Origin of the sequence: Burkholderia sp. LMG 13014 (assembly GCF_905232215.1) — a bacterium.
GTDB lineage: Bacteria > Pseudomonadota > Gammaproteobacteria > Burkholderiales > Burkholderiaceae > Burkholderia.
The window spans coordinates 1-7,302 of the sequence record NZ_CAJNKE010000293.1; the positions used below are offsets into that span (position 1 = coordinate 1).

At 66.6% G+C, this 7,302-nt stretch carries 4 protein-coding genes; 3 read left to right on the top strand and 1 reads right to left on the bottom strand.

Going from position 1 to position 7,302, the window contains the following annotated elements:
* On the top strand, positions 1-2,465 hold a 2,465-nt coding region (locus JYJ84_RS23595), incomplete at its 5' end, for a TonB-dependent siderophore receptor (protein WP_205189522.1).
* Positions 2,466-2,540: 75 nt separating this feature from the next.
* Here the strand turns inward: JYJ84_RS23595 and JYJ84_RS23600 are convergent.
* Positions 2,541-3,659: an LLM class flavin-dependent oxidoreductase gene (locus JYJ84_RS23600; protein ID WP_122949867.1), complete on the bottom strand. Its 1,119-nt coding sequence runs from the start codon at positions 3,657-3,659 to the stop codon at positions 2,541-2,543.
* Positions 3,660-4,123: 464 nt separating this feature from the next.
* On the opposite strand from JYJ84_RS23600, the gene JYJ84_RS23605 reads away from it, so the two are divergent.
* Both JYJ84_RS23605 and JYJ84_RS23610 read left to right on the top strand, forming a co-directional pair.
* Positions 4,124-6,418, top strand: a complete 2,295-nt coding sequence (locus JYJ84_RS23605) for a TonB-dependent receptor domain-containing protein (protein WP_175220367.1) — start codon at positions 4,124-4,126, stop codon at positions 6,416-6,418.
* Positions 6,419-6,444: 26 nt separating this feature from the next.
* The coding region (locus tag JYJ84_RS23610; RefSeq protein ID WP_205189523.1) for a GMC family oxidoreductase at positions 6,445-7,302 on the top strand (858 nt) is incomplete at its 3' end.

The window sequence follows — 7,302 nt, forward strand, 5'->3', positions numbered from 1 at the left end:
GCACCGTCGCGCCGGCGCGCCAGGTTGTGCCGAATCGCGCGGTCGCGTCGGTCTACGGTACGTCGGCGGCGGTCGTCGACGTGCCGCGCGTCGTGTCGGAGGTCAACAGCGAGCAACTGCACAACGACGTGATCCGCAGCACCGACGACTTCGTCAAGTACGCGCCCGGCATCACGCGCGGCGGCGGCCAGAACGTGTCGGGCGCGCCGCAGATCCGCGGGCAGGCATCCGAGATCTACCAGAACGGGCAACGCATCTATTCGCAGGCGAACGACCATCCGATCAACATGAACGCGTACGAGGCCGCCGACATCGTCGCGGGCCCGTCGTCGGTCGTGTTTGGCCCCGGCAGCAACACCGGCGGCTACGTGAACTACATCACCAAGCAGCCCGATTTCGACGCGCAGCACAGCGAGGTCAAGGCGAAGATCGGCACCTGGGTGCCGGGCGACAACTCGTTTCACGACAACGCGGTGACGTTCGACACGACCGGCCCGATCAACGACCAGCTGGCGTACCGGCTGAGCGTCACGAAGCAGGCTGCCGACACGTACTACAACAACGTGCAGAACAACTTCAACGCGATCTACGGTGCGCTGTCGTGGAAGCCGAAGTCGAACGTGCGGATCGACTTCAACGGCGCCTACGACGACTACTACGACTTCAACATCACGCGCGGCTGGAACCGCAACACGCAGCAGATGGTCGACGATGTCGGCACGTATTACGCGGGCCGCGCGACACCGCTCATCAGCAGTCCGGGCGCGGGCATCTGGTCGCCGGTGTTCGCATCGGGCGCGGCCAACTCGTCGGTGATCGGCTGGCAGCAGCGCACGCCGAACAGCCAGAACCAGTACATCGCCGGCCCGGTGCAGACCACGCCGCTGCCGAACTCGACGCCCGACAAGGCCGGCAAGATCGTCGGCTGGGTGTACGACCCGAACCTGCCCGGCAACGGCGTGACGAAGCTGAACGCGTCGCAGGGCTCAGGCCAGCCGGACGACCGCAACTCCGCACGACGCATCAACCTGCAGTTGCGCGAGACCGTCGACCTGTCGCCGACACTGTCGATCGTCAACAGTACCTACTATCAGCGTTCGGACAGCTTCAACAACTCGGTCGGCAGCTTCTTCGTGCAGGCGCACGACAACCTGTTCGAAAACCGCGTCGAGGTGCGCAAGACGTTCGACTTCTCGACGTTCGGGCTGAACCTGAAGGATGAAAGCAACACCGGCGTGTCGTACCGACGTGAAAGCTTCGAGCAGATCGCCGCAAACAACAACTTCAACTTCTCGCCGTACGATCTCACGCAACCGTCGAATACGCAAAACCCGGGCGCACTGCTCGGCCTGCCGACGCCCGCCGGCCCCGGCTCGTGGATCGGCCAGGCCGGCGTGCCGCAGCACTCGTCTTACTTCGGCTACCTGAACCTGCCGCCGATGGTCAAGTACGGCGACCTCTATGCAGAAAAGGGCGGCTTCCCGCCGAACGGCGCAGTGTACACGTCGGCTGGGCGCTGGACCGACGTGAGCCTGTTTACGCAGCACAACCTGCGGATCGCCGACCGGATCGGCGTGAACGTCGGCTTCAGCGAGACGTTCATCGACGCGACGATGAACAACCCCGTCGTGCTCACGCCCGCCGATGTCCGTTCGAGCTCGGGCAGCTTCAAGCTGCCGAGCGTGCAGGCGAGCGTCTACTTCAAGCCGACCGAGGGTAGTACCGTGTACTTCACGTACGACCGCTCGCAGGCGCTCAATACCGGCGTATTCACGGAAGGCCTCGTGTGGGGGCCCGGCAACGCGCTGAACCCGGACGCGTTCCACAGCGTCAGCGAACTGTATGAGATCGGCGCGAAGTTCCAGCTGTCGAAGAGCCTGTTCGCATCGATCGCCGCGTATCAGCAGACGCGCGATACGTCGCCCGACACCAACGGCAACATGGCAAAGTTGCGCGTCAAGGGGATCGACGGCGCGCTGCGCTTCCAGCCCGACCGCCATCTGAGCGCCGGACTGAACGCGACGGTGCTGCAGGCGCGCTATACGTCGGTCGTACCGGGCGGCTTCTCGCCGTTCGGCTTCTACGCGGACAACCAGACCGTGTTCGGCGACAGCAACGCGCTGAACAAGCGTCCGGCCGGCGCCTATCCGGCGCCGGGCATTCCGAAGTGGAGCGTCAACGGCTTCGTCAACTACCAGTTCGATTCGGGCTTCGGCGCGCAGGTGTCCGCGTGGTGGACAAGCGGCTGGTACACGAACCTGAGCCAGACCGTGCGCGTGCCGAACGAGTACAACGTCGACGTCGCGCTGTATTACCGGCAGCCGCGCTGGGACGTGAGCCTGAACTTCATGAACGTAACGAACCAGCACAACTTCGTGCAGGCGCTCAACGCGGGCGGCACCGGCGAGTTCCTGCAGCCGCTGATGCCGTTCGCGATACTCGCGCAGGTTGCGTACCGGTTCTGACGGGTTGGGGCGCGGCGTCGTGCGACGCCGCGCCGTACGAAGGCCGGGATGTATTGCGCGCGCGTTTCGTGTCGATCAACGCGCCAGACGCGGCAACACTTCCTGACCGACGCGCAACGCCTCTTCGAGATGCGGATTGCCGGCGAGAATGAAGGTCGAAATCCCGGCATCGCGGAATTCGGCGAGCCGCTCGGCGACGTTCTCGTAGCTGCCGACGAGGCCGATCGCGGGGCCGGGTCGCGCCTTGCCGAAGCCCGCCCACAGGTTCGGGCCCGCGATCAGGTCGTCGAAACGCGATGCGTCCGCGTGATACGCGGTCTGGCGTGCGGCGCCGACCGAATCCGAGCCCGCGGAAATCCGCTGCATCGCGCGCGCGGTATCGGCGTCGATACGCTCATACTGCCGGCGCGCTTCGGCCCATGCGGCGTCCTCGGTCTCGCGCGCGAGCACGTCGACACGGATGCCGAAGCGCGGCGTGCGTCCGTGCTCGGCGGCCCGCTCGCGCACGCGTTGCAAGTGCGGGCGCAGTCGGTCGACCGGCTCGGCCCAGTTCAGGTAGACATCCGCATGTCGAGCGGCAACCTCGAGCGCCGCGTCGGAAAACCCTGAGAAATACACCGCCGGCCGTCGCGCGGTGCGCAGCGACGGCGGCAACGCTCCGTCCTCGAGCCGGTAGATCCGGCCTTCGTATGAAAAGCGCTCGTTGCGCCACAACCCGTCGATCACGTCGAGAAATTCGCCCGTGCGCCGATAGCGCAGGTCGTGTTCGAGAAAGTCGCCGTGCGCGCGCTGATGCGCGGGCACGCCGCCCGTGATGATGTTCCATTCGAGCCGGTCGCGTGACAGCAGTTGCAGCGTCGCGGCCTGCTGCGCCGCATACGCGGGCAGCGTCCACGTCGCCTGGAACGCGACCAGCAGCCGGATCCGGCGCGTCTCGCGTGCGATCGCCGCCGCCGCGATCCACGGCTCCGGGCCGGTGGGCAGCAGCGCGCCCTCGAAGCCCGCCAGTTCCGCGGCCTTCGCAACCTGTGCGATGTAGTCGAGGTACGTGAAGCCGTCCGGCGATCCGTCGGGCAGGCGCCCGGGCGCGATACTGCCGGGTCGCCACACCGGCGCGTTGCGCGTGTTCTTGTCGATCGCGAAATCGGGACCGTCGCTGCCGAGCGGCAGCCGCCAGAAAAATTCCGTCGTCATGATGCTCCTTGCATTGCAGTGGCAAATGTCACGTATGGACCGCTTCCGGTCACGCAATGACCGTGCCACCACGCCGAGCATGCCGGCCCGCCCTGCTCGGCATGCGTTTCCGGGCACCGCGTGCGCGACGGTTCCGTATGCAAACCACACGATTGCTGAAAATCAGCCAGCCCGTGCTCCGGATTGTTGTGTCAGCAACAGTTTTTCCGGCATGACGCGCGACGGCAATACACCGTTACTCCGCTTGCATGAAACGCATGCGCGCGCGGCGGGACGCCCGGTCGCGGGCGCCACGGCGTCGGTTGACGTTCAGCAGCCGGCGGGGCACGCACTGGTACGGCTCTTGCTGATCGATGTGCTGCAGCTGATGCGCACTGCCACGCCGGTGGGTCGCCGCTGCGCGTCACTCTCGACAAGGACCAGAAGGACCGCACGTGTCCTCCGAACTTCCGGAAACCATACGTATGACCATCAGTTTTGGCGGCAAGGCGATTGCACCTTGCCTATTGATCGGGCTGGCCGCGACGTCCGCCTCGCCGGCCGCCATCGCGGCCGGCGACGTGCCGGCCGGCAAGGAGACCAGCCTCGACACCGTGACCGTTCGCGCGGATCGCCAGGCGCAGGTCGCCGACACGAAGAAGGAAACGAAATCCGGATCGCGTGCGACGCTGACGAAGGAGCAACTGGACAAGTTCGTCGGCCTGTCGTCGGCCGTCACGGGAGCGCTCGCCTACGTGCCGGGCGTGCATTTCGGCGGCGGCGACGCGTCAGGCATCGCCGAAGGCAACTTCAGCATCCGTGGCTTCAGCAAGGACCAGATCGGCTTCACGCGCGACGGCGTGCCCGTCAACGATCCGCTCTATCTGACGCCACACGCGGATTTCATGGGCGATCCGGAGAACTACGGCTCGGTCAGCGTGCTGTACGGATCCGCCGCGATCGATGCGCCGACGCTCACCGCGAGCGGCGGCAGCGTCGAGATCCGCACGGTCGCGCCGACGCCGGAGCGCGACTTCCTGTTCAAGCAGGGGTTCGGCAGCGATAGCCTGCGCCGCACCTATTTCCGCGCGAATTCCGGCGAGTACAACGGCTTCTCGGGATGGCTGTCCGCGTCGCACACCGAAGGCAATCTGTGGACCGACGGCGCAGGCGAACAGCGCGCGACACGCTTCGAAGGCAATCTGCAGTACCGGTGGGGCAACGGCAACCGCATCAACGGCATCTTCTCGTTGTTCGACATGAAGACGAACAACTACCTGAACCCGACGCTCGCGCAATTCAACGCGCAACCGTACGGCACAGGTTATCCCGACGTCGCGTTTCCGACAGCCGGCCCCGCATACGGCGCCGGCGCGGGGCTGCCCGGCGGCGGCGCGAGCGCGAAACTGCAACGCGCCGACTTCAGCATCCAGACCTACGCGCTGAATGGCCTGTTCAACCTCGGCGACTCGGTCCGGCTGCGTGTCGATCCCTACTACGTGCGCGTCGCCGACGGCGCCGCATCGGTCGCCGCGGTGCTGCTGCCGAACGCGCTGCTCAGCCCGGCCGTCAGCGGTGGCGCGACGTCGGGGTCACGCCCGGTCGCACTCGAAATCTTCCCGTCGCAGTACCGGCTGGGCACCACGACGCGGCTCGATTTCACGGTGTCCGACACCAACAGCCTGCAGCTCGGCAGCTGGTTCGACTACACGCACGCGAACAACCAGCAGCCGGCCGTCGCGATCGGCGCCGACGGCGCGCCCGTCAGCACCAACGGCGGCGGCATCGTCGCCGGCGTTAACGGGCGGCCGCTGTATTTCACGAATCAGCAGGACCGGATCTCGACGCAGAAGGTCTGGCTGCAGGACACCTGGAACTTCTCGCCGAACTGGCTGCTGACGGCCGGCGTCGCCTACCAGCACACGCTGCTGCAGGGCACCAACGTCGCGGGGCTGCTGAGCGGCAATGCGTCCGGCAATGCTGCGCACTACAACCGCGTGCTGCCGTCCGCGAGCCTGTCGTACCAGCTCGACGCACGCAACCAGCTCTACGCGAGTGTCGCATCGAATATTCGCACGCCGGCCGTGTCGTCGGTGTTCTCGTCGACCGCGACGAGCCCGCAGACCGCGGAAACGACGCTGAACCACGAGATCGGCTGGCGCTTCTCGACGGCCGACCTGCTCGTCAACACCGCGCTGTTCTACGACCGGTTCCGCAACCGGCAGGTGTCGTATTCGCCCGTGACCGGCGTGACGTCGTATTTCAATGCAGGCAGCGTGACGACCGAAGGCGCCGAGCTGTCGTTCGCGGGCCGGCTGCCGCACCACTTCAACTATTTCGGCTCGTGGACCTATGTGCGCGCGACGCAGGACGACGACTACAGCGCGAACGGATTGACCGCGAATACGCGCGGCCGCCAGTTGTACAACACGCCGCGCAATGTCGCATCGCTCGGCGTCGGCTACGACGACAGCCATTTCTACGCCAACGTCGTCGCGCGCTACACGGGCAGTTATTTCGGCGATCTCGCGAACACCGAGCGAATCGGCAGCGCGACCGTCGTCGACCTGAACCTCGGCTACCGCTTCAAGCCGCCGGGTGTGTTCATCAAGAGCGCGGTGCTCAGCCTGAACGTCAACAACCTGTTCAACCGGCATTACCTGTCGAGCGTCAACTCGGGCACGGTATCGGCCGCGCAGGGCTCGGCGTTCTATGCAGCGCCGACGTACTGGCTCGCGCAGCCCGTCAACGTGTTCGCCAATCTCGCACTCAACTTCTAGGCGCCGTCGCCGCAAAGGAATTCGACATGACGACTCCCCTCTTCGACCATGCCATCGTCGGCGGCGGCACCGCGGGCTGCGTGCTCGCGCACCGGCTGTCGGCCGACCCGCGCGTGCGCGTGCTGCTGATCGAGGCCGGCATCGACACGCCGGAACACGACACGCCGCCCGACATCGCGACCGGTCTCGAACCGTGGCTGCCGCGCTTCGCGGGCGATCGCTACTTCTGGCCCGGGCTGACCGTATCGCGCGTCGACGATCTGCCCGGTTTCGTGCGACCACGCGAGCGTTACGAGCAGGGACGGATTCTCGGCGGTGGATCGAGCGTAAACATGACGGTCGCCAATCGCGGGCTGCCGCGCGACTACGACGAGTGGGCCGCGCTCGGCGCGCAAGGCTGGGACTGGACGCACGTGCTGCCGTATTTCCGCAAGCTCGAACACGACCTGCAGTTCGGCGTCTCCGATCCGGTGCGACATGGCCGCGACGGTCCGATCCCGATCGACCGCGTCGACCGGCGCCACTGGACCGCTTTCACGAACGCCGTCGCGCACGCGCTCGAAGCGGACGGCCTGAACCATCTCGACGACCAGAACGGCACCGACGTCGACGGCTACTTCTCGCCCGCGTTCACCGCGCGCAACGGCCGGCGCGTGTCGGCGGCACATGCGTATCTGGACGCGTCGACGCGCGCGCGAGCGAACCTGACGCTGTGGACCGGCGCGCACGCGACGCGGCTGCTCGTCGACGGCGCGACGGTATATGGCGTCGAGGTGCGGCGCGGCGACATCACGCAGACGGTGCATGCCGCCGAGGTCATCGTCGCTGCCGGCGCGCTGCAATCGCCGGCGCTGCTGCTGCGCGCGGGCATCGGGCCCGCGGCG